At 69.7% G+C, this 18665-nt stretch carries 17 protein-coding genes; 4 read left to right on the forward strand and 13 right to left on the reverse strand.

All coding sequences use genetic code 11. The features are described 5' to 3' along the window. Positions 1–6: 6 nt before the first annotated feature. From UAA55_RS12260 to UAA55_RS12280, 5 genes are all read right to left on the reverse strand, one after another. Positions 7–2568, reverse strand: coding sequence for a DUF3141 domain-containing protein (locus UAA55_RS12260; RefSeq protein ID WP_322953053.1), 2562 nt, complete (start codon positions 2566–2568; stop codon positions 7–9). Positions 2569–2802: 234 nt separating this feature from the next. After that, positions 2803–3204 carry a hypothetical protein gene (locus UAA55_RS12265; protein ID WP_322953054.1) on the reverse strand — a complete coding sequence of 134 codons (402 nt, stop codon included), beginning with the start codon at positions 3202–3204 and terminating at the stop codon, positions 2803–2805. Positions 3205–3413: 209 nt separating this feature from the next. Next, positions 3414–4763, reverse strand: a complete 1350-nt coding sequence (locus tag UAA55_RS12270; protein WP_322953055.1) for a DUF3667 domain-containing protein — start codon at positions 4761–4763, stop codon at positions 3414–3416. Positions 4764–4865: 102 nt separating this feature from the next. Continuing rightward, positions 4866–5567 (reverse strand): HAD family acid phosphatase, encoded by a 702-nt coding sequence (locus UAA55_RS12275; protein ID WP_322953056.1) that lies wholly within the window; start codon positions 5565–5567, stop codon positions 4866–4868. Positions 5568–5592: 25 nt separating this feature from the next. Continuing rightward, entirely contained in the window at positions 5593–7086 is a 1494-nt protein-coding gene (locus tag UAA55_RS12280) for a metallophosphoesterase (protein WP_322953057.1), read from the reverse strand. A gap of 247 nt (positions 7087–7333) precedes the next feature. Here UAA55_RS12280 and UAA55_RS12285 point away from each other — a divergent pair, with 247 nt between their 5' ends. Further along, the gene (locus UAA55_RS12285; protein ID WP_322953058.1) at positions 7334–8203 is read left to right on the forward strand and encodes a DUF4349 domain-containing protein; all 870 of its coding nucleotides are present in this window, start codon (positions 7334–7336) and stop codon (positions 8201–8203) included. A 19-nt stretch (positions 8204–8222) separates the two neighbouring features. Further along, the gene (locus UAA55_RS12290) at positions 8223–8363 is read left to right on the forward strand and encodes a hypothetical protein (RefSeq protein ID WP_322953059.1); all 141 of its coding nucleotides are present in this window, start codon (positions 8223–8225) and stop codon (positions 8361–8363) included. On the opposite strand, the gene UAA55_RS12295 is transcribed toward UAA55_RS12290, so the two are convergent. The 5 genes from UAA55_RS12295 to UAA55_RS12315 are packed head-to-tail and all read right to left on the reverse strand — an operon-like array spanning position 8360 to position 13106. After that, positions 8360–9109 carry an SDR family oxidoreductase gene (locus UAA55_RS12295; RefSeq protein ID WP_322953060.1) on the reverse strand — a complete coding sequence of 250 codons (750 nt, stop codon included), beginning with the start codon at positions 9107–9109 and terminating at the stop codon, positions 8360–8362. The genes UAA55_RS12290 and UAA55_RS12295 overlap by 4 nt on opposite strands. 9 nt (positions 9110–9118) lie before the next feature. Continuing rightward, the gene (locus UAA55_RS12300) at positions 9119–9838 is read right to left on the reverse strand and encodes a histidine phosphatase family protein (RefSeq protein ID WP_322953061.1); all 720 of its coding nucleotides are present in this window, start codon (positions 9836–9838) and stop codon (positions 9119–9121) included. A gap of 4 nt (positions 9839–9842) precedes the next feature. Continuing rightward, on the reverse strand, positions 9843–10970 hold the full coding sequence (locus UAA55_RS12305; protein WP_322953063.1) for a phosphotransferase family protein: 1128 nt from the start codon (positions 10968–10970) through the stop codon (positions 9843–9845). Further along, a complete protein-coding gene (locus tag UAA55_RS12310; RefSeq protein WP_322953066.1) occupies positions 10967–11857 on the reverse strand; it encodes an SDR family oxidoreductase in 891 nt (296 codons plus the stop codon). The genes UAA55_RS12305 and UAA55_RS12310 overlap by 4 nt, the downstream gene beginning before the upstream one ends. A 4-nt stretch (positions 11858–11861) precedes the next feature. Then, positions 11862–13106 carry an acyl-CoA dehydrogenase family protein gene (locus tag UAA55_RS12315; protein ID WP_322953067.1) on the reverse strand — a complete coding sequence of 415 codons (1245 nt, stop codon included), beginning with the start codon at positions 13104–13106 and terminating at the stop codon, positions 11862–11864. 190 nt (positions 13107–13296) lie between these two features. Here UAA55_RS12315 and UAA55_RS12320 point away from each other — a divergent pair, with 190 nt between their 5' ends. Both UAA55_RS12320 and UAA55_RS12325 read left to right on the forward strand, forming a co-directional pair. Then, complete coding sequence (locus UAA55_RS12320; RefSeq protein ID WP_322953069.1) at positions 13297–14250, forward strand: LysR family transcriptional regulator; 954 nt, start codon at positions 13297–13299, stop codon at positions 14248–14250. 35 nt (positions 14251–14285) lie between these two features. After that, on the forward strand, positions 14286–15272 hold the full coding sequence (locus UAA55_RS12325) for a tetratricopeptide repeat protein (protein ID WP_322953070.1): 987 nt from the start codon (positions 14286–14288) through the stop codon (positions 15270–15272). A 21-nt stretch (positions 15273–15293) separates the two neighbouring features. Here UAA55_RS12325 and UAA55_RS12330 read toward each other — a convergent pair whose 3' ends face one another. The 3 genes from UAA55_RS12330 to UAA55_RS12340 all read right to left on the reverse strand — a co-directional run bounded on the left by UAA55_RS12330 (position 15294) and on the right by UAA55_RS12340 (position 18579). Then, on the reverse strand, positions 15294–16133 hold the full coding sequence (locus UAA55_RS12330) for a hypothetical protein (protein ID WP_322953071.1): 840 nt from the start codon (positions 16131–16133) through the stop codon (positions 15294–15296). After that, positions 16130–16885 carry a hypothetical protein gene (locus UAA55_RS12335; protein ID WP_322953072.1) on the reverse strand — a complete coding sequence of 252 codons (756 nt, stop codon included), beginning with the start codon at positions 16883–16885 and terminating at the stop codon, positions 16130–16132. The genes UAA55_RS12330 and UAA55_RS12335 overlap by 4 nt, the downstream gene beginning before the upstream one ends. A 104-nt stretch (positions 16886–16989) precedes the next feature. After that, the gene (locus tag UAA55_RS12340) at positions 16990–18579 is read right to left on the reverse strand and encodes an MFS transporter (RefSeq protein WP_322953074.1); all 1590 of its coding nucleotides are present in this window, start codon (positions 18577–18579) and stop codon (positions 16990–16992) included. Positions 18580–18665 lie beyond the last annotated feature (86 nt).

The raw sequence follows: 18665 nt of genomic DNA on the forward strand, positions 1-18665 counted from the left end.
GGTTCCTTACCGCCGGGGCGCCTTGGCGCGGCGAGGGGCGGGCGCGCGTTTGGGCACGGTCACCGGCGTGGTGGCCACGGGGCCGGGCTTGGGTTCCGCCGCCGCATCCACCGGCGGGCTGGTGGGCTTTTCAGTGATGACGGAGGTCTCGGCCGGTGGCGCTTCCTTGGGCGTGGGCGCCGCCTTGGCCCGGCGCACCTTGGCGGCGGGGGGCTTGGATACGGCGGGCGGCGGGGCCGCGGGCTCCCCAGCGACGGCCGGGGCCTCGTTCAATGCGGGGCCGGGCAATGCCGGGTCGGGGGCCGGCGCGGTGGCGGCGGCTGACGCCGTGCCCGGGGCCGTGGGCGCCTTGGCGGCCAGGTCCTTGAACAAGGCCACCACGCTGTCCAGCCGTTCCCGGCCCTTGGTGTCCAGCGGGCCGGCGGCGCCGGCCACCATCACCAGGCCTTCCGAAAGGCGGGTGATTTCCTCCGCCGTGGCGCCGGCCAGCAACTCGGGCAGGGTTTCCAGGGCCGCCGCCGGATCCAGCAGCAACATCAGGAACTGGTCGCGCACCAGCTGCTTGAACTCCGCCAGTTCCAGGCCCCGGCCGTGGATGTCGCGCAAACCGCGCAGGGCGTTGAAGCCACGGGCGTCGGCCATGCGCTCCGCCAGCGCCACATGCAGCAGGGCGCGCATGCCGGCCTCGCGCAGGCCGCCCTCATGCAGGCGCCGGCGCAGCTCCGCCCCCTGTTCCGCCAGGAAGCGGCGGTGTTCCGGAGTTTCGCCGGGATGGCTCCGGGGCGGGGCGTCGTCGGCGTTCAGGCCGAACAGCGCCTGGGTCAGCGGGTGCCCGTAGACGCCCATGAACAGCGCCTCCGCCGTCGTGTCGCGGCGGTCGCGGTAGACGTCCAGCGCCGTTTCCATCTGGCGGGCCAGCCGCTGTTCCAGGTTGCGCCAGATGTTCTCCGACCCCACCGGGCGGCGATCGCGCCGGGCGGCGGCGGCCAGCTCCGGCACGCCGTTCAGCCAGGGGTTGGTGTCGGAGAATAGTTCGTAGCTGAGGCGCAGGGGGTGGAGGCCGCGCAGGATTTCCGCCGTCGTCTCCCCCACCAGCTGGCGCACCCAGGGCTGCATGAGGTCGCGGTAGAGGCCCAGCGTCACGCGGGAGAGACGGGACACGGTGGCGAAGCGGCGTTCGTCATCCGGCAGGGGTTCGACATGGGCCGCCACGTCATTGATGCTGCGGGCGGCGAAGCGCAGGACGTTGGGGTCGCCCTCCTGCCCAGACTGGCCGGAGGGTGCCGCCTCGGCCGGCAGGATCTGCGCCTCGTACAGGCCGGGGGGCAGCACGTCGATGAAGTCGATGTTGGACGCGAACTCGCGATGCTCCTTCCGCGCCACGGCGGCGGAGACGAAGATGCCCAGGTGACCCACGCTTTCATGCACGGCGTAGACGATGGTCTGGCCGTGGCAGCGGATGTCGTCCACGCTTTCATACAGGTCGCAAATCCAGCCCAGCGCCTGCGGCGGCGGGGAGATGTTGTCACCCTTGGAGCAGAAGACGATGATGGGGGAGCGGATGGCCCGCAGGTCCACGCGCACGCCATCCTTGGTGACGATGTCGGCGGTGGCCAGGCGGTTGCCCACGAACAGCTTGTCGACGATGTACTGGATTTCCTCGCCGTTCAGCAGGACGTGGCCGTTCCACCACTTCTCGAAGCCCAGGTAGCGCGGCGCCTCGGTGTCGACCTTGTCCCACAGGGCGTACTGCTTGCCCACCAGGGTGTTGGCGGGGTTCAGGTTCTCGAAATTCTGCACCAGCCAGGCGCCGTCGAACAGGCCGGCGCCCAGGTCGCTGGCGAAGGCCGTCAGCCAGCTGCCGCCCAGCAGGCCGCCGCTGTAGCGCATGGGGTCCTGCCCGCGATGGCCGGCCCAGAAGGACAGGGGCGTGCCGGCGATGATGATGGGGCCGAACAGGTCGGGGCGGATGGCCGCCGTCATCATCAGCTGCCAGCCGGCCTGGCAGTTGCCGATGACCACCGGCTTGCCTTCCGCCTCCGGATGCAACTCGATGACCTTTTCCAAGCAGGCGGCCTCGGCCGCGATCACGTCCTCCACCGTCTGGCCCGGCACCGGACGCGGCAGGAAGCCGATGAAATAGCAGGGATGACCGGCGGCCAGAGCCACGCCGATCTCGCTGTCCGACTTGAAGCCACCGATACCAGGGCCGTGGCCGGCGCGGGGATCGACGATGACAAAGGGGCGCTTCTTCAGGTCCAGCTCGACACCCGCCGGCGGAATGATGCGCTGCAACGAATAATTCACCGGCCGGGGCAAGGTGGCGCCGTCCAGCACCGTCTCGCTTTCGAAGCTGAGCACCGTGGGCGCCGTCTGGGCCATGTGCTCATGGTACTGGGCGCCGCGCTGGCGCAGCACATCCATCACCAGGGCGGTGCGCTGGAAGGCGTCGACCGTGTAGGCCAGCCCGTCCTGCCACAGGCGGAAAGGCCAGTGATTGCTGGGATCCAGGAAACCCTCGGGCATCTCGAACGGACCCTTCGGGCTGATCGCGTCGGTAAAGGCCATCAGCTTTCCCTCTTCAGTCTTTCCCAGGCGCCGGTTGCCCGGGCGCCGGGATAACCCCGCGAGGTCGCAGTATAGCCAACCGTTCTCGCAGGCGCGAAGAAGGTTTTGCGTCGCACAAAGGAAATAGGCCGCGGGGAGGGTTCAACCGGCGGCCTATCCCAGGGCGGGCCGCTCGCCAAGCCCCCACCCAGCTTGACGCGGTACCCCGCCCGCCAGGCGAAAATCGAAAACGGGTCAGAAGCTGAGGCAGCGCGTTCCCTCGTCAGCGGCGGCGCGGTCCAGAACAATGGCCAGTTCGGCCGCCGCCGTGCGGGCCTGCCGCCAGGAGGCGCAGGGAATGCGGTAGCGCCAGGGCACCGGCTCGCCGGCCCACAGGACCACCTGGGCCAGCGCCTCCGGCTGGGCGATGTCGGCGGGGCGGATGGGCTGCACCGCCACCTCCGCCAGGGGGAAATCGCCCGCGCGCCGGGGATCGCTGATCCACACCCGGCCGGCGGCGAGGTTGACGGAAACGGAACCGCCGGCCGGCAAATGGGCTGGCGTGGCGAAAGCCCAGTCGGCCGCGCGAGGAGAGGTCGGCGGAGGCTGGTCCGTGGAGTGGGTGATGAGGTCGATCAGGGTGTTGAAGCCCAACATGGCGGCGTGTCCGGCAGGGTCGTCCAGGCCCCCATTGAGCCGCCATCAGGGCATTAAAATTCCATAGCAGAAGGGCTGGCCGTTCATTAAAGCCCTGAAAGAAACGGCCCGGACCCCAGGGACCCGGGCCATCGCGGCAAGCGCGCCAGCAGCAACCGCCACCCGCGCCGTTGCCGCGAGCCTGACAGGAGGTCAGAAACAAGCGCCTATCACTCAACCAGGCCCATGGACACGATGAAGAGCAGGTAGAAGGTCAGCGCCAGCAGCGCCACCCACAGCAGCACCATGGTGCGCCACAGGGCGCCGAAGGTCCCCAGCCGGTAGGCGCCCTTCAGGTGGGCGTACATGTGGATGGGCGGGGCGAAGCACATCAGGCTGCCGATGGCCGCCGCCCCCAGCCCGGCGCGCGAGCCCAGGGCGGCCATGGCCGTCAGCACCGCCATGAAGGACAGGGAGTGCAGGGCGAAGACCACATGGTCGTAAAGGTAGATGCCGCGCCTGAACAGGAACATCAGCCAGATGAAGGGCACGGACAGCGGCACCAGCAGGAAGGACAGCTTGGACGCCAATTCCTTCATCTTGTAGAGCGTCAGCTCCGGGTTGCGCAGGGCGTGACGGATATGCTCCTCCAGCTTGGGCATGCCGAGATCGACGTCGAACATCCCCTTGGAATTGGCCAGGCGCTTGGCCGCGCGGGCCCAGGACGGCTCATCCCCCGTCGCCGGCTCCTCGTCCGTGGCGCCGAACAGCTTGGCCATCTGCTGCTGGCGATGCTCTTCCTTGGTGGGCTTTTGCGGCTCGGCCGCCTCAGGGACGACTGCGGGCGGCGACCCACCTTCCGCCGGCTGGGCCGCCTTCCCCGCCGGGGCGGCGGCGGCGCGCGCGTCCGGCGTGATCTTGGCCGTCGCCTTAAGGCCGGCGGCCGCCGCGGCGTCGAAGGCCTTCAGCATGGCTTCCGCCACCTTCAGTTCCTGCTGGCGCTTGTCACGGCGGGCGGCGGCCTTGTCGACGTTGCCGCCGTCCTGTTTGGCGTCGGCCAGGTCGTTCTCCGCGTCCTGCAACTCCGCCTTGGCGTCGTTGACGGCCGATTCCAGTTCCACCCTACCGTCGGACAGGGACTTGTGATCCAGGTTCTTCAGCGCGTTGCCGCCGATCTCCTTGCCCGGCGTATCGATGAAGGACAAGGAGAAGAACATGAGGAAGACGCTGAACAGGAACAGCGCCAGGGGTGAGACGTAGCGCACCCGGTGCCCATGGACATAGCGCCGCGTCAGGTCGCCGGGCCGGAAGGCCAGCATGGGGAAGGTGCGCCACACCTTGCTGTCGAAATGCAGGATGCCGTGGAAGAACTCTTCCATGATGTGCAGCATGGAACGATGGACGTGCCCCGGCTGGCCGCAGGCGTGGCAATAGGCGCCGGCCAAATGCGCGCCGCAGTTGGCGCACCGGTGATGCCCGTCCTCATGGCTGACCGCCGTATGGTGCCGTTCCCCTTCGATCGCCCGGGCGACCAGGCTGGCCTCAGCCAGGCCGCCGGCCGCGTCCATCTCCCCGCTCATCCCCCGCCCCCCAAAGGCAATTTCCCCGCAGCGGCGCGGGGCCCGGGCCGAGGATGGCGGCGGCCCGCCTTAATTGCAAGGTTGGCGGGCCGGCCTACAGGTTTAGGGGATGAAGTAGAAGGGGTTGGCCAGCTTGAAGGTGCGTTCGGCATGGCCGCCGGCCAGGTCGCTGTCCTGGTCGCCCATGTTGGCGATGATGGTGTAGCCCTGGGCCTCGATCCGGGCCCGTTCCGCCGCCTTGTAGTGCGCCGCCCCGCCCTGGGCGCCGGGCGTCCGCAGCACCAGGCCGGCCCAGCCCTCATACCCCGCCGCCGCCAGGTTGCGGGCGGTGGCCTCGCGCTCCGCCTCCGGCCGGCCGGTGATGAAGAAGACCGCGACGCCGGACGCCCGCGCCTGGCGATAGACTTCCAGCGTCGGCGCGATGACGGTCGCCCGGCCCATCATCTCCCACGCCGGCGCGGCGCAAGGGCCCCGGTCCAGGTCGCACCCGCCGGCCTTGATGTAGCCGAAATCGTTGATCTTCAGCTGCGGCCAATTGCTGAGCGACGTCTCATCGATGTCTAGCACCAGGGCGGGTTTCGCGCCAGCCGGCAGGGTGGCGGCGCGCGTCTTGATCCACGCCCCGGCCTCCGCAGCCACGCGGGCCAGGTCGCGGTCATAGGCGCCGCCGTCGTGATAGGCCAGCAACTGCGTCTTGACCACGCCCAGGTTGGGCAGATCCATCACCGCCGCCGGAGGCGCCTGGTGGGCGCAGCCGACCAGCACCGTCAGGGACAGGGCGATTCTGAGCGCGCGGACGGACATGGGGGCTTCCTTCAGGGTGTCAGCGTCAGGGGGCCGGACAGGCGCAGCGGGTGTAGGCGTCGGCCAAGGTGTTATCCAGAGCGCAGAGATACAGCGGCTGGTTGTCTGGAATCATGGCGGAGACCTGGGGCCTGGCGACGCTGTAGATGCTGCGGTACAACGCCCGGGCCGGCCCGCTGTCGCGGATGTGGGCGATGACGGCGCGCAGGGCGTCGGGCGTCAGGGGGCGAACGCCCCAAGCCTCGGCCGTGTCATACTCCGGCACCCAATGGGCGCCGGTCACGCTGGGCTGGTCGCTCAGATTGGTCAGGTAATACGTGGTGAGGTGGGCGACCGCGCCGTCGGCCGCCGCCTGGCCCAGCTTGAACGATGGGCTTTGCTGGTAGACGGGGCTGACGGCCGGGGTCACCAGCACGGGCACGCCGGCGCCCGGCGGGCCCACCAGCCGCAAGTCGTCCATGTGGATGTGGCCGGCGAACAGCACCTTGATGATGTCGTGGTATTGCGCCAGCTCCGCCTCGAACCGCGCCTCCAGGCCCGGGGCGAACAGCTCCACCGGGGCGGTGCAGGCGGGCGCCGGCTGGCCGGCGGCGGCGGCCGCCTTGGCCGCCTTGGACCAATTGCTGGCGGTGGCGAAGCCGTCGATGCCCGGCACCACGTGGGTGATCAGCCAGACGCTGTCGCCGGCCGCCCTGGCGTCGGCCAGGGCCTGATGCAGCCAGGCCAGCGTGGTGTCCTGCGGCGTGTCGTCCGGCCGGCCGCAGCCGTTCTTGTACTTGCGGGTCAGCATCACCGTGTCGAAGGACAGGATGCGCACGCCCTTCAAGGTCGGATGGGGAATGACGTAGTTTCCGGCCTGGCGCCAATCGCGCCCGACACCGTCCTGGTCCGCCCGCCCGCCCAGGCCGCGACCGAAACCCTGGATGAGCAGCGGCAGGGTGTCGCCCAGGAAGGGGCCGTTCGGTTGCACCGCATAGTCGCCGCAGTAGCTGTCGTTGTTGCCCAGGGCCGTCAGCACCGGCACGCCGGGGAAGGTGCCGCGCAGGGTTTCCATCAGGGTCGTGACCGTCTTCAGGGCGAAGGCGCGATAGGCCGCCTCATCCCCCTTGTGCGCCGGCAGCGCCGCCTCGAACGTGTCGCGGAAATCATGGGCCAGCATGTCGCCCGTGTGCAGGACATAGGCCGGGTGCGGCTGGGCCTGGCGCATCGCGGCGAAGGCGGAGCGCAGCAAGAACCAGTTGCTGTCCCGGCCGAAGGGCGACAGGTGGCGGCCGGGGGTGCCGTCCAGGATGGCTGGCCAGTCCTTGGCCGGGGCGGCGTCCAGCCGGGCGGCCAGGCTGGCGTCGTCCAGCGGGTTGAAGTGCAGGTCGCTGACCACCAGGAAGGGGGCGGCCTCGGTGGTGAGCGTGGCCACCGCGACCGGTTCGGCCGCCTGGGCCGCTGAAACGCCTGCCCCCAGCAGCGACAGGCTCATCGCCACCGCCATGGCCCAGACCGGCCAGATCCTTCGCTTCACCACCAGCTGCCCCCCTGGTTGCACCCTCACCAAACCCGCGCCCCGTTGATGGCGGGCCGACCCGGCCCTGTCAATGCTCCTGACCACCTCGCCGGGAAAACATGACCAGATGGACAGGATTTGTCACAACCGCTGGCTATTTGTTGCCCGGAAGCCTTTGGCATTCCTGGTTGTATTCAACGGAAAGGCCCGATACCGTTTCGCATTAACGCCGCGTTTCAGCGCGGGCGGCCTTCCGGGGGGATGGAACATGGGACGGACGGGATGGAGTCTGGCGGTCGCGGCTGTGACGCTGATGGCCTTGGTGGGGTGTGACAACGATACGTCCACCGGCGCGCCGGCACCGCCACCTCCGCCTGTGATTGCCGCGCGAGCGCCCGTGGCGGACAAGGCCGGCACCGAAGGGATTGTCGTGACGGGTGCCCAGCGAGGGGAGCCGGAGCAAGGCAAATATCTCGCCGTCACGCAGTCCTACAGCCTCAGCCTGCCGGCCAGTGCCGTTGAGTTGGTGCAGAATCGTCATCTGGAAACCTGCGCCAAGCTGGGCTGCCTCGTTTTGGACAGCAGCCTGGACCATGGCTATGCCAATAGGATCACAGCCCGGACCTCCATCCGCATTCCACCACAAGGGGTGGCGGCGCTGGTGGCCGACCTGACGGCGCCGCCCGCCCGTGTGACCTCGCACAGCATCACCACCGAAGACATGACGACGACGGTGCTGGATACGGACAAGCGTCTCGAAAGTAAAACCGCCCTGCGTGACCGCCTGACGGCCCTGATGCACGGCCCCACCCACATGACGGTCTCCGATTTGGTGGCGGCGGAGCGTGAACTGGCCAATACCCAGGGGGAGATTGAGAGCCTGACGGCCCAACGTGACTATCTGCGCCGGCAGACGGAGATGGTGAGGATTGACGTTGACTATAACGGCGAGGTGGCGGTGGCCGGGGACACCGACCTCACCCCCATCAGCAGCGCGTTCAAGGGCTTTGGCCGGACCATGGTCCGCGCCACCGCATCTCTGATCGCCACCATCGCAGGGCTGCTGCCCTGGCTGCCGCTGATCCTACTGGCCGGTTGGGTCTTGCGTCATCCGCTGAAGCGCCTGTTGCGGCGCTAAAACTCAGCTCACACGGCACATGCCTCCGCCCCCCGCCGCTGATGGCGGGCCGGTGGCGCAGGTCGAGGGCTATCTGGGCGTGGGCATCATCTTATGGACGCCGGCCGCCCCCTGGCTGCTGCGCCTGGTGTGGCGCCGCTGGCGCCGCAAGGCGGCCTAAGCCAGCTTGGCCACCAGCGACAGGGGCAACAGCTTCATGACTGGCGCCATGTAGGCCCAGGGCCAGGCGGGAACATAGGCCTTGGCCGGTTCCCGCTCGATGGCCCGCACCAGCAGGCGGCTGCCCACGTCGCCGGGAATGGCGAAGGGCAGGCGCTTGGCGCCCTCGTTCAGTTCGGTGCGGATGTAGCCGGGCAGGATGCTGCTGACCCGGATGGGGCTGCGCAGCAGGTCGGCCTGGATGCCCTCCGTCAGGGCGGCCAGGCCGGCCTTGGTGGCGGCGTAGGTGGTCATGTGTTTGGGCAGGCCGCGCAAGGCGCTCATGGAGGAGATAACCACCAGATGGCCCTTGTTCCGGGGCCGGAACAGTTCCAACGCAGCCTCGCACTGCGCCAGGGCCGCCACGAAGTTGGTCTGGGCCGTGGCCAGGTTGTCGGCGAAGTGCCCGGTGCCGATGCGCCGGCCGGAACCGATGCCAGCATTCACGATGACACGGTCCAGCCCACCCATTTCGGTATCGAAAGCACGAAAGGTCTCGAACACCGCCGCATGGTCGGTGACGTCCAGCGGGCGGATGGATATCCGGATGCCAGGGTGGGCCCGCAGAAGCTCGTCCCGCAGCGCCTCCAGCCTGTCGGTGCGGCGGGCGCACAGGGCGAGGTCGCGGCCCAGGGCGGCGAATTGCCGGGCCATGCCCAGGCCCAAGCCGGAGCTGGCGCCGGTGATGAGGATGGTCTTGGCCGGCATCTCGGTTCCTCAGCGATATGTCAGCAGGCCGTCCGGCCCGTCCAGGCCCGCCTGCTCGTTCAGGCTGGACAGCGACCAGCCCGTCCCCACCCGGCCCGCGGCCTTGGATGAGGCCAGCAGCTTGGTGACGCCGCCGTTGACCAGGGCCCAGTGCACCTGCCGGGCGCCGGCGTCATCCAAACCCAGCACCGCCTGCACTGCCGCCATGATGGGCCCGCCGGAGGTGAAGACCAGGACGGTGTTGCCCGCCTGGGCGCCCGCTTGCGCCGCCCGGGCCAAGCCGGCCAGCACACGGTTGCGGAACACCGGCCAGCATTCAGTGTAGTCGCCATCGTGCTGGCCGCCCATCCAGCGGGCCACCGCCTCGGCGAACAGGGCCTGGTAGGCACGCCGGGGATCGGGCGCGGTGGCCAGTTCCGCCTTGAGCGCGGCGGCATCGGCCAAATCGGGGCGATGGCAGGCGACCACGTCGGCCGGGTCGTACTCGTTCAGGTCCGGGTCGATGGCCAGGACCACGCCGCCCCGGCCCATGGCCTCAAGGCAGGCGGCGGCGGTGTCGCGGTGACGGTTCAGGCTGCCGCTGACGGCGACGATGTCCGCCGCCCCCAACCGGGCGCCCAACTGTTGGCCCACCACCCGGCCCTGGGCGATGCCCAGCGCCGACAGGCGGTCGTAATCGTCCGCCCCGAAGGAGGCCTGGCCATGGCGGATGAGGTGCAGCGCCACCATGGGATCAGCGCCCTGCCCGACGCAGGATGCGGCGGCACCGCCAATCCAGGTAGGTCACCAGCAGCCAGAAGCGTTTGAAGGCCGGGTTGCGGGTCTGGCGGTGGTGATAGCGGTAATAGATCTGCTGGGCGATGACGGCTAGGCGGAACAGGCCGAACACCTCATAGAAGGTCCAGTCCACCGCTTTCGCATCCAGCCGGTCGCCCATGGCCGCCAGGTAGTGCGCCACCACCTGGTCCCGCGTCAGCATGCCGGGCAGATGGGTGGGCTGGCGGCGGATGGAGCGCATGAAGAAATCGTCATCCGCCTGCACCCAGTAGGCCAGCGCTCCGCCCAGATCCATCAGCGGGTCGCCGATGGTGGCCATTTCCCAATCCAGCACGCCGATGACATGGGTGGGGTCGGCCGCATCCAGCACCAGATTGTCGAAACGCCAGTCGTTATGGATGACGCACGCGGCGCTGTCCGCCGGCGTGTTGGCGGCCAGCCAGGCCCGCACCTTGGCGAAAGAGGGCACGTTCCAGGTGCGCGCCTTCTGGTAGCGGCCGGACCATCCCTCCACCTGGCGGCGGCAATAGCCGTCGCCCTTGCCCAGGGCCGACAGGCCGGCCGCCTCCGGGTCCACCCGGTGCAGGGCCACCAGCTTGTCCACCATGGCCAGGCACAGGCGGCGCACCGCGTCCGGCCCCATGTCCAGGCCGCGCGGCAGGTTGGCCCGGGGGATGATGCCGGCGATGCGTTCCATGACATAGAAATCGGCGCCGATGACCCGTTCGTCCTGGCACAGCCCCACCATGGTGGGCACCCAGGGGAAGACGGGCTTCAGCGCCTGCTGCACCCGGAATTCGCGCGCCATGTCGTGGGCGGACTTGGCCTTGGTGCCGGCCGGCGGCCGGCGCAGGATGAAGTCCCCCTCAGCCCCGTCCTGGCCATAGGCCAGGCGGTAGGTCCAGTTGCTGGCCCCGCCGGAATATTGCGTCACGGCCGGCAGGCCCCGCAGGTCCGGCCGCCGTTCCTTCAGCCAGCGGTCGACCACCGCGACGTCCAGATCCTCGCCCGGCCGAACCGGGCCCGCCCGGTCGGTCACAGGACGGGACGGGGCCTTCCCCGCCGCCACGGACGCCGCCGTCATCCGCGCGACCCGGTTGGGGCCGCCGGCTGCTGGGGCGGGGCGGCGGCGGTACGCGACGGGGTCGCCATGCTGCGCGCCCGCTTGTCGATCATGGCCACGTACCAGGCGCGCGGCATCAGCCGCTTCATCAGCCAGAAGCGGCGGCCCTCCTTGTGCGGCAACAGGTGGCAGCGGCCCGCGGCCACGCCCTGGTAGACATATTCCGCCACATCCTCCGCCGTGATCCCGGGGCGGTTCAGCAGCTTGTCCACCCGGGCGCGCAGGCGCGGGTCGGTGGTGCGCAGGCTGCTGGCCAGATTGGTCTTGAAGAAGGAGGGGCAGATGACACTGACGCCAATGCCGCTGGGCGCCAGTTCGTGCTGCAGCGTTTCGGAAAGGGAGACCACCGCCGCCTTGGTCGCGTTGTAGGCGCTCATGGTCGGCATATCGAGCAAGCCGGCCATGGAGGCGGTGTTCACGAAATAGCCGTGGCCCTGCGCCTTGAACATCGGCGTGAAGGCCTTGCAGCCCCGCACCACGCCCATCAGGTTGATGTCGATGATCCAGCGCCAGTCGTCCAGCGGCGTGTCATCGATATTGCCGGCCTGGGCCACGCCCGCGTTGTTGACGACGATATCGACCCCGCCCCAACGTTGGGTCAGGGCCTGGGCGGCCGCGTCCAGCGCCGCGTCATCGCGCACGTCGCAGGGGATGGAAAAGGCGTCGGGGGCGATGGCGGATAGTTCGGCCACCGCTGTCGCCATGGCGTCCGGGTTGATGTCGCCCACCGCCACGCGCCAGCCGGCGCGGGCATAGCGCTTGCCCAGCGCCAGGCCCAGGCCGCTGGCCCCGCCGGTGATGAAGATGCGTCCGCCCTGGGGGCCCGTCTTCGGTGTTATCGCCACCATGCCCTCAACCCTCCCCTTTTGTCTTTTTGTAGCCGCGCTTGGCCAACTCGATGCGGGCGATCATGGCCTTGTGCACCTCGTCCGGTCCATCGGCCAAGCGCAGGGACCGCGCCTGGGCGTAGAAGCCGGCCAGCGGCGTATCGCCCGACACGCCCGCCCCACCATGCATCTGGATGGCGTCGTCCACCACCCGTTCCAGCACGCTGGGCGCCACCACCTTGATGGCGGAAATCTCGGTGAGGGCCGCCTGGGTCCCCACCTTGTCCATCTTCCAGGCGGCATAGAGGGTCAGCAGGCGGGCCTGGTCGATGGCCACGCGCGCCTCCGCCACCCGTTCGCGGTTGCCGCCCAGGTCGATCAGCGGCCGGCCGAAGGCGGTGCGGGCCGTGCCCCGGCGGATCATCAGGTCCAGGGCCGCCTCGGCCGCCCCCAGGCAACGCATGCAGTGGTGGATGCGGCCGGGGCCCAGACGGCCCTGCGCGATCTCGAACCCCATGCCGGGACCGGCGATCAGGTTGCTTGCCGGCACCCGCACCCGATCGAACGTCACCTCGCCATGGCCGTGGGGGGCATCCAGGCTACCGAAGACGGGCAACATGCGCTCGATGCGCACGCCGGGCGTGTCCAGCGGCACCAGCACCATGGAATGCTGATGGTGGCGGTCGCGGCTCTCATCCGGCGTGCGGGCCATGACGATGGCGATGCGGGCGCGGGGGTCACCGATGCCGCTGGACCACCATTTGCGGCCGGTCACCACCACCTCGTCGCCCTCGACCACCGCCGTGGCCGCCATGTTGGTGGCGTCGGAGGAGGCCACCTCCGGCTCCGTCATGCAAAACACGCTGCGGATCTCGCCGGCCAGCAGGGGCTTCAGCCACTGGTCCTGCTGGGCCGGACTGCCGTAGCGCCACAGCACTTCCATATTGCCGGTGTCGGGGGCGTTGCAGTTGAACACCTCCGGCGCCATCAGGCTGTGGCCCGTGGCCTCGGCGATGGGGGCGTATTCCAGGGTGCTGAGGCCGGCGCCCAATTCCGCGTCGGGCAGGAACAGGTTCCATAGGCCCTCGGCCTTGGCCCGCGCCTTCAGCTCTTCCATCTTGGGCGGCACGCGCCAGGCGGTCCAGTCGGGGCCGTCATGGGCGGCCACGTCGCGCCAATACTGGGCCTCCACCGGGGCGATGTGGTCGGCGATGAAGCGGCGGACCCGGGTCAGATAGTCCTGGCCACGGGCGCTGGGCTGGAAGTCCATCGGCGTTCTCTCCCTTTTCTTTTCCCTCACGCGCCGGGCGCCCGCATCCGCGGGCTTGGCTATCCCCGCTCCGCCCCCCCTTACACTAACTGGGCGGTGCTCACTCCGGCAGACGCCGTCGCGTCCTAGGTTAAAAGGAGTGTAGCGCCGTATTGACATGAACGGATGGGAAGTTTATGCGCGATAAATCATGAATGATGTTCATGATATGCGCCTGCTGGCCAGGCTGGACCTGAATCTGCTGCGGGTGTTCGATGCCGTCCACCGGGCGCGCAGCCTGACGCGCGCTGCGGATGAGCTGGCGTTGTCGCAATCGGCCGTCAGCCACGCCCTGGCCCGCCTGCGCGACCAGCTGGGCCCGCATTTGGGCGCGGGTGATGAGCCGCTGTTCCCCCGCGACGGCCGGGGGGTCGCCCCCTCGGCCCTGGCCCGCCGCCTGGCCCCCAGGGTGCGTGAGGCGCTGGCGGCCCTGGGGCGGGCCCTGGCCGACGCCCAGGACTTCCAGCCGGACCGCGATTTGCGCCAAGCCATCATCGCCATGCCGGAGGCGGTGGAGCCCGCCCTGCTGCCGGCCATGATGGCCCGCCTGCGCCAACACCTGGCGGACGGGTCCAATCCCCGTCTGGACAGCGTGCGCCTGGATCGGGCCACCATGAAAGCCGATCTGGCGCGGGGGCGCATGGATCTGGCGGTGGACGTGACACTGGCGCCCGACCCTGATTTGCGCCACCTGCCGCTGCTGAGCGACGATTATTGCCTGGTGGCGGCGGCCGGCCACCCACCCGTGGATTTGGAGGGGTATCTGGCGGCGGCGCACATCGCCGTCTCCTCCCGCCGCAGCGGGCCGGCGGTGGAGGACTACGCCCTGTTGCGCCTGGGCATACAGCGAAAAATCTCCCTGCGCTGCCAACGGTATGAGACCGCCTGCCGCGTGGTAGCGGAAGCAGGCCTGAAAGGCGGGGGCTTGCTGCTGACCATGGGTCGCCACCATAGCCAGCCGCTGGTGGACGGCAGCCGGGGGGCCCTGGTCACCCTGCCCCTTCCACTGGACATGCCGCCATTGGCGTTTAATCTCTACTGGCATCGCGCCAGCGACGACGACCCCGCCAACCGCTGGCTGCGCGACGTTCTGCGCCCGGCCTGACGGGCGCCCCAATTCTTTGGCCAAGGACCACCGCCATGCCGCGATTCCTGCCCCAAGCCGCCCACCACGTCTCGAAACTGGCCCTGCCCCTGGCCATTGCCGCCCTGCTGGCGCTCGGCGGAAACGCCAGACCGGCCTGGGCCGACAACGCGTCCGACCTGGCCATGGCGCGTCTGGCCATGGCCAGGCACGATTACGCCGGGGCCCTGCCCACGTTGACCCAGCTGGCGAACCAGGGCGACGCCGGCGCCATGGTGGAGCTGACCAAGATTTACGGCCAGGGCCTGGGCGTGGCGGTGGATCAGGACAAGGCGCTGGCCTATCTGCGCCAGGCGGTGGAAAAGGGCAACGCCCAGGCCCAGGTGGGCCTGGCGGTGCTGTACGACCAGGGCAGCAACGGCCTGCCCAAGGACCCGGCGGAGGCCGCGCGCCTGTACAAGCTGGCGGCGGACCAGGGCAACGCCCGGGGCCAGGTCAGCCTGGGCTGGCATTACGAGAACGGCAGCGGCGTGCCCAAGAACGTGGCGGAGGCGGTGCGCCTCTATACCCTGGGCGCCCGCCAGGGCGACGCCGCCGGCCAGACCAACCTGGGCTGGATGTATCAGAACGGCGCCGGCGTGCCCCGCAACCCCACCGAAGCCGCGCGCCTGTACAAGCAGGCGGCCAGCCAGGGCTTCGTCCGCGCCCAGGGCCAGATGGGGGCGATCTACCTGGCGGGCGTGGGCGTCACCAAGGACCCGGTGGAGGCGGCCCGCTGGAACATGATGGCGGCGGAACGCGGCTGGGTCCCCGCCCAATTCGCCCTGGGCTTCCAGTACCGCCAAGGCGAAGGTGTCGCCCGCGACGACGCCCAGGCCCTGCACTGGCTGCGCAAGGCGGCGGACGGCGGCGAACAGGGCGCCATCGCCCTGCTGGCACAGATGTATGAAAGCGGCGATGGCGCGCCCAAGGACGTGGCGGAGGCCCAGCGCCTATGGGCCAAGCTGCCCGCCGACCAGCGCCCGGGGTCCAAGGCGCAATGACATCCGATGGGGAACCGCCCGTCAGCCCGGCGATTGCCGTGAATTGGCCAGCAGGTCGACGCGCGACATGCGCACGATGTGTTCCGGCGTTTCCGTCCAGCCGCCGATGAGGTCGCCGGCCACGAAGTCGGCGCCCACACGGTCCACCAGGCCCTCGGTCTCCACCGAGTCCACACCTTCGACATACAGTTTCAGGCGGTGGCGCCGGGCCTCGACCGCCACCAGGCCCAGGTCGGTCGCCAACCGCTCCGGGCTGGGCCGCTCCGCCCCAAGGCGATCGATGGCCATCTTGTCCCCGGCACCGGGCAGGACGACGCCCACGCCCTTCACCCCGGCCGCCGCCAGCGTGGTCATGTCCTGCCGGCCCAACGCCACCCCCACCATCAGGTTGCGCCCGAAGGGGCGCAGCGCCGTGACGAAGTCCGCTAGCCGACCGGCGGGTGTGCCTTCGGGCAGGCCCACCAGATGGTAGGTCAGGAAGGGAATGAGGTGGGCCGGGATGCGGCTGGCCAGCGCCACGTAAGACCGGCGACGTTGCACGCTGGCCAGGGTCTCATAATGCACGGGCAGGGACAGGAAGAAGCGGAAGCGGTTCTCGTACAGTTCCAGGTAGGTGCCGATGGCCTGGCGCATCGCCTCCTCATCCATGTCCAGGATGGCGTTCATGGTTTCCACCGACAGGGTGCCGGGGCTGCCAAACTGCGGGATGGAATCATAGCCGAAGACCGCCTGGCCACCCCGCCGCATGCGTCGGCCCCGGGTGATGTACAGGCACAGCGCCTGGTGGTTGGCGTCCCAGACCGGGCGGTAGACGATTTCCAGCGGCCCGAGCTGGCCATGCGCCGCCCAGGCGGCCGTCACCTCGCTCTGGCGGAAGGGCGGTGTTTCCCCCCACCAGCCCCCGCCTTGCCGCCGCCCTGGCTGGGCAGCGGCGCCCAGCGGGGATCGCCGGAAGCGCCAGCGGCTTCCTGGATGAGGGTGCCGCCGCCCCCGCCCCGGCCCGGCACGCCGTGCAGATCGGTCCAGCCGGGGGCGGCGGCCTTCCCCGACGCCGCCGCTTCCCGCCCCATGGCCAAGGCGTCGGCGCGGGCCGCGCCGGCCAGCAGGTCGGCCAGGCGATGCTGCTTCAGCACCAGGTCGCCCGTGACCTGGCGTACGGCGGTGCGCACCACGATGGTGCCGGTGTCGGCATCGCCCAGCAGCAGACGCTGCAGGTCGTGCAACACGCGGGCGCACAGCAGGCTGGCCGCGCGCTCATCCATCTGCGCGAACACCACCAGATAAGTGTCGGGGCCGTAGGGGAAGACCACGTCGCCGGGGCTCAGCGACTGGTTCAGCAGCCGCTCGGTCAGCTGGTGCACACGGTCACGTACCGAGGCCCAACGGGACCCCAGCCTTTCCTTCAGGCTTTCCAGGCCCAGAAGCTGGACGGTGCCGGCGCTGATGCGTGCCTGATGCTCAAGGATGGCGCCCAGCCTGTCCTGGATATCGTCCGCCCCCGCGTCGGACGTGATGGACTCGATGGCGGCTGGGCGGGGGGAAGGGGCGGGTGTCGCCGGCGGTTGGCCGTCCCCCAGCCACCAAGTCGTAATTTTGTTGATCAGACTGGACATGCCGCCGCTTAAAACCCCGCTCGCTCAGTACAGCGTCTATGGTGCCCCCCCGACGGGCTGACGAGAACTCAGACGGTCGGGGTAGCCCGCCGGGACAGGCAGCCTCAGGCGCCCCCGGTTTCCGCCACCGTCGCCGTCGGCGGGGAATCCGAATCCCGTCGCGCCACCCTTGTTTCGGATCCAAAATAGATGACCAGCAGCAGGGAGGCCGCCATCAGGCCGCAGATGGCCAGCGCCAGGGTTCCCAGGCCTGGGACCAGCGCCGCGATGGCCAGGCATTGGGTCACCAGACCACCGGCCTTGCTGCACCCGGCCACCCAGCCGGTGGCGCGTCCCCGCAGCGCCACGGCGTAGTTCTCGGCCGTGTAGGGCAACAGCACGGCCAGGATGCCGTTGCCGCCGACGATCAGCAGCGCCACCGGCGCCACCACGTCCAGCAGACCGGCCCCCTCGTCCAGCCGCATGACGCCGCCCAGGCCGGCGATGGCGACGATGATCATCAGCGCCAGCGTCCACTTCGTGCTCCAACGGAAATAGAGCAGCGCCGCCAGCGCGATGGTGGGGCAGGCGATGAGGGCGGACGCCGCCAGCAGGCGGCTGGACACGACGACGTCCATGCCCCGGGCGGTCAGCTCGGCCGGCAGCCACAGCAGCAGGCCGAAATTGGTGAAGCTCCACGCCAGGGCGGTGACCGTCAGGGCCAGGGTGCGGCCGCTGAGGAAATGTGTCTCCCCCTCCTTGAACGCGGGTGTCCCTTCCGCCGCCGCGGCCAGGGTGGCGCCAAAGCGGGCGAGCGTGCGCTCCGCCTCCCGCAGGCGCCCGCGCAACAGCAGGAAATGGGGGGATTCCGGAATCTGGCCGTTGAGGAACACCAGGATCAGGCCGGTGGGCAGATTCAGCAGCCACATGATGCGCCAGCCAAACAGGGGCTGCAGCAGGGCCGACAGGCCGCTGGCCGCCAGATAGCCGCCGATGCCGCCCAGGCCCCCGACCAGCACCAGGTTCCACCCCCGGTGACGCAGCGGCATGGTCTCCGCCAGCAGGGCATAGGCCACGGGCAGCATGCCGCCCGCCGCCGCCCCCATGAGGAAGCACATGGCCACGTTCCACCAGAAGTCGGGCATGGCCCCGCAGATGGAGGTGCCGACGAACATGACGGAGGACAGCAGGATGGAGGCGCGGCGGCCGTAAACGTCGGCCAAGGCCCCCCAGATCAGGGAACCCACGACCGTTCCGGCCAGCGCCGCCATGGGCAGCCAGGCCACCGTCGTCTTGTCCACGCCGTATTCGTCGCGCATGCCGGGCAGGACGAAGCCCAGGCTGGCCGGCTTCATCACGTCGATGACCAGGGCCACGACGATCACCGCCATCAGCCGCCAGTGCGCCGCGCGCAGGGGGCCGTCATCGTGCACCACGGCGAGGTCGGCGGCCGGCGCCGCCGTCTTGCGCGGCAGCAGGCCATAGGCGGCGATGAGAACGCCCACGATGATCAGGCCCATGCCGACGGTCATGCCCATGTCCATGGGCATGTCGGCCAGGCGATAGCCGGCATCCTTGGCCATGAGGAACATGGGCAGGTGCAGCACCACGCCCGCGGTCACCACGGCGCAACCGATCCAGAAAGCCAGCACCGCCCGCCGGTCGGCCAGCACCCGGCCCCCATCCTCAGGGCCAGTCTCAAAGAACGACGCCACCCAAGCCACCTCGCTGGACGAAGGAAAGCGGCGCGCCCAATCCGGACGCGCCACCCAACCTATAGCTGTGAGCGTTACCAACCGCC

It is taken from the genome of Nitrospirillum guanabarense, assembly GCF_034653355.1.
In the GTDB taxonomy this organism is placed as follows: domain Bacteria; phylum Pseudomonadota; class Alphaproteobacteria; order Azospirillales; family Azospirillaceae; genus Nitrospirillum.

What these genes read in the sequence shown, in the direction of transcription:
- UAA55_RS12260 (WP_322953053.1), bottom strand. Translation starts at nt 2,568, where the DNA reads ATGGCCTTTACCGACGCGATCAGCCCGAAGGGTCCGTTCGAGATGCCC.
- UAA55_RS12265 (WP_322953054.1), bottom strand. Translation starts at nt 3,204, where the DNA reads ATGTTGGGCTTCAACACCCTGATCGACCTCATCACCCACTCCACGGAC.
- UAA55_RS12270 (WP_322953055.1), bottom strand. Translation starts at nt 4,763, where the DNA reads ATGAGCGGGGAGATGGACGCGGCCGGCGGCCTGGCTGAGGCCAGCCTG.
- UAA55_RS12275 (WP_322953056.1), bottom strand. Translation starts at nt 5,567, where the DNA reads ATGTCCGTCCGCGCGCTCAGAATCGCCCTGTCCCTGACGGTGCTGGTC.
- UAA55_RS12285 (WP_322953058.1), top strand. Translation starts at nt 7,334, where the DNA reads ATGGGACGGACGGGATGGAGTCTGGCGGTCGCGGCTGTGACGCTGATG.
- UAA55_RS12290 (WP_322953059.1), top strand. Translation starts at nt 8,223, where the DNA reads ATGCCTCCGCCCCCCGCCGCTGATGGCGGGCCGGTGGCGCAGGTCGAG.
- UAA55_RS12295 (WP_322953060.1), bottom strand. Translation starts at nt 9,109, where the DNA reads ATGCCGGCCAAGACCATCCTCATCACCGGCGCCAGCTCCGGCTTGGGC.
- UAA55_RS12300 (WP_322953061.1), bottom strand. Translation starts at nt 9,838, where the DNA reads ATGGTGGCGCTGCACCTCATCCGCCATGGCCAGGCCTCCTTCGGGGCG.
- UAA55_RS12305 (WP_322953063.1), bottom strand. Translation starts at nt 10,970, where the DNA reads ATGACGGCGGCGTCCGTGGCGGCGGGGAAGGCCCCGTCCCGTCCTGTG.
- UAA55_RS12310 (WP_322953066.1), bottom strand. Translation starts at nt 11,857, where the DNA reads ATGGTGGCGATAACACCGAAGACGGGCCCCCAGGGCGGACGCATCTTC.
- UAA55_RS12315 (WP_322953067.1), bottom strand. Translation starts at nt 13,106, where the DNA reads ATGGACTTCCAGCCCAGCGCCCGTGGCCAGGACTATCTGACCCGGGTC.
- UAA55_RS12320 (WP_322953069.1), top strand. Translation starts at nt 13,297, where the DNA reads ATGAATGATGTTCATGATATGCGCCTGCTGGCCAGGCTGGACCTGAAT.
- UAA55_RS12325 (WP_322953070.1), top strand. Translation starts at nt 14,286, where the DNA reads ATGCCGCGATTCCTGCCCCAAGCCGCCCACCACGTCTCGAAACTGGCC.
- UAA55_RS12335 (WP_322953072.1), bottom strand. Translation starts at nt 16,885, where the DNA reads ATGTCCAGTCTGATCAACAAAATTACGACTTGGTGGCTGGGGGACGGC.